Source organism: Streptomyces sp. URMC 126 (genome assembly GCF_051386555.1).
In the GTDB taxonomy this organism is placed as follows: Bacteria; Actinomycetota; Actinomycetes; order Streptomycetales; family Streptomycetaceae; genus Streptomyces.
In genome coordinates, this window is sequence record NZ_JBPQTX010000535.1 from 1 (window position 1) to 2729 (window position 2729).

A 2729-nucleotide genomic window follows, 5' to 3' on the forward strand; every position below is an offset into this window, starting at 1 on the left:
GAGGAGGCGCGGGTGGCGGGGGTGGGGGCGAGGGATCGAAGGCGAGCCCGACTCGTGGGGCCGGCAGCCACGGCAGGAACGGTGCCCGGGGCGCGAGCGGGTCCGGAGGCGCGGGTGGCGGCGCGGGTTCCCTCTTCTCGTGCCCGCTTGAGTCCCCGTTGCCGAGCTCGAGATCGCTCCGTGTCGAGAACGGCAGCGGCGGCAGCGGCGGCGTCCAAGGCAGAGGTGGGAGCGGTGGCAAGGACGGTACGGACTTCTTCGGTGTCGACGGTTCCGCCGGGGCCCGCGGCACCTCCGCCCCCGACGCCGGACACGGAGGCCAGTCCCAAGGTTTCCTGCAGCTGGGAGGGGCAGAGCTGCCTCTGCTCTCCGTCAACGGCGGGTCCGGCGGAGGCGGTGGTCTGGCCGGTGACGGCGGAAAGGGCGGTACCGACGACCACCCTACGGCGTCGGGCCCTCCCCCCCCGCGGGGCAGCAATGGCGCGTCGGGAAGCCCACGCTGGGGAGCTACAAGTGCCGTCTCCTCAAGGCCGGCACGGCCGGACATCCCGGCCGGGCCGGGGGCTTCTACGGCGGACTCGGCGGTGCGGGCGGGACGTTGACCGGGGCCGGCGTCACGCTCCCGGGCGGTGGGCGTTACACGCCTCCGCCCGGCACCGGCAGCGGCGGCCACGGCGGGCAGGGAGGCTTCGCCGGGGGCGGTGGCGCGGGAGGCATCGATGTCGGCGCCGGAAGCAAGCCGGGCCAGCATGGAGAGGACGGCGTCCCCGGGTCGCCCGGTGGCCCCGGTGTCACCGTCATCGCCTGGTGAGGTGGTCCCGGTCGTCGGCCGGCAGGCGGACGCGCCGCGCCCACTGCCGCGTGGACCGGCCCGGCCATCCGCGCCCGGCGCGCCGGCGGGGGCCGCCCGCGTGCGGCAGCCGAGTGTGTGGCGGCGCCCGAGACCGTTCCGACGGGGCGATCCGCCACTGCTGCGCCGGGGCGTCGCGGCCACCGCCCCCGAGCGCCGCGTCCGGGCCGCTCGTCGCCGACGCCGCGGGGCTCTCGGCGGTCGGCCGCCCGCCGGCGACGAGGGTCACCGCCGCGACCGCGGCCTGATTCGGCCGGCTCGCCGATCGCTGTCGAGCCGGAGTCGTCCCGGCTTCCCGGCTTCCCCTGGTTTCGCGGCTCCGTGGTCCGGAGTCCTGCCCGGGGTAAGTCACTCGTCACCCGGCGGACTCGTCGCCGGTCAGGTGGTACTCGTCGACGCCGAGCTCGGCGCCGGTGGCGGTGAGGAAGTCCAAGACGCCACGGTTCAGATGCCAACCGAAGAGGTTGGGGGTATCAGCGGCGACCGGCTGGGCCGGGCCGGTGTCGGCGAAGTAGCGCACGACCTGGAGCACCGCTCCGCCGCCGGTGCCGGTCAGCTCCCCGGCGAGGGTGGAGATGTGGTCCGTGTGGGACCGGAGTCTGTCAAGGACGCGGGTGATCTGTTCGTCGACGCGTAGGCCCGGATCCCGGCAGACGACCTTCCACGAGTGGTCGACCGGGACCACCGCCGGTTCGGTAAACCGGCTGCCGCGAACGGTCACCTCGTCAGGAGCCATGCCCAGTCGGTCGGTCATGGCGTCCGCCGAGGTGTGTCGGCTGTGCAGCGCGAAGTAGGCGTACTGGGTCAGTGGCATCCTGCGGAGGGATAGTCGGGCGATCCGGCGACCAGGACGGGTCAGGGGTGGCCAGGTGACGCCGTCGCGCTGATGACGGTCAGGAACCGCTCCACCGTCGACGCCATCGCCTCTCGTGCTGGGGCGAGGTAGCGGCGTGGGTCGACCGTTGACGGGTGGGCCTCCAGGAAGGCTCGGACGGCGCCGGTGAAGGCGGTGTTGAGGGCCGTGCCGACGTTCACCTTCCTGATGCCCGCCGCCACCGCGCGGCGGAGTTCGTCGTCCGGGACGCCCGAGGAGCCGTGCAGGACGAGGGGGACGGGGACGGCCTCGCGGAGTTCCGCGATCAGGGGGTGGTCGAGGGCCGCCGTGCGGGTCGTCATCGCGTGGGAGCTGCCGACCGCCACCGCCAGGGCGTCGACGCCCGTGTCGGCGACGAACGCCGCCGCCTCGGCGGGGTCCGTGCGGACGCCGGGCGTGTGCGCGTCGCCCGGTTTGCCGCCTACGCGGCCGAGTTCGGCCTCCAGCCAGAGACCGCGTGCGTGCGCCCAACGCACGGCTTCCGCCGTCGCCTTGACGTTCTCCGCGTAGGGGAGCGCCGACGCGTCGTACATCACGGACGAGAAATCGTGCGCGCTCGCCTCGTGCAGGAGGTCCACGGACTCGACGTGGTCGAGGTGGAGGGCCAAGGGGACGGCCGAGGTGCGGGCGACGGCCGCTGTGGCGGCGGCGATCGGGGCGAGGGCGCCGCCGTGGAACTTCACGGCGTTCTCGGAGAGCTGGAGGACGGCCGGACGGCCGGCCGCCTCCGCGCCGGCGGCGATGGCCTCCGCGTGCTCGACGGTGATGACGTTGAAGGCCGCCACGGGTGCCGGAGAGGCGAGGAGGTCGGCGGTACGGGTCAGGGGCATCGGCTCAACTCCCGTGCGCGGGCGTGCGCGGGCCGCTGCGGCGTCCCGGCGTCCTTCGGCTGGTGCGGGTGGTGGTCGTCGCGGAGGTCGGGGTGCTCGTTCGGTGGCGATCGTCGGCCGTCGGGCTCGCGTTTCCCCTCCCGGGCGTCGACCCGCGAGCGATGGGTGGGGGTGG

Annotated in this window: 3 protein-coding genes; all 3 read right to left on the reverse strand. The window is 74.8% G+C overall.

All coding sequences use genetic code 11. The annotated features are described in order from the left end of the window. Positions 1-1205: 1205 nt before the first annotated feature. Complete coding sequence (locus ACSNOK_RS32405; protein WP_436784366.1) at positions 1206-1664, reverse strand: DUF4279 domain-containing protein; 459 nt, start codon at positions 1662-1664, stop codon at positions 1206-1208. Positions 1665-1705: 41 nt separating this feature from the next. Next, positions 1706-2554 carry a class II fructose-bisphosphate aldolase gene (locus tag ACSNOK_RS32410; RefSeq protein WP_436784367.1) on the reverse strand — a complete coding sequence of 283 codons (849 nt, stop codon included), beginning with the start codon at positions 2552-2554 and terminating at the stop codon, positions 1706-1708. Beyond that, positions 2545-2729, reverse strand: a 185-nt coding sequence (locus ACSNOK_RS32415) for a hypothetical protein (protein WP_436784368.1), incomplete at its 5' end; no start/stop codon positions are given. The genes ACSNOK_RS32415 and ACSNOK_RS32410, both read right to left, overlap by 10 nt.

Excerpts from the sequence above, each read along its gene's own strand:
- ACSNOK_RS32410 (WP_436784367.1), bottom strand. The coding sequence starts at position 2,554 with ATGCCCCTGACCCGTACCGCCGACCTCCTCGCCTCTCCGGCACCCGTG.
- ACSNOK_RS32405 (WP_436784366.1), bottom strand. The coding sequence starts at position 1,664 with ATGCCACTGACCCAGTACGCCTACTTCGCGCTGCACAGCCGACACACC.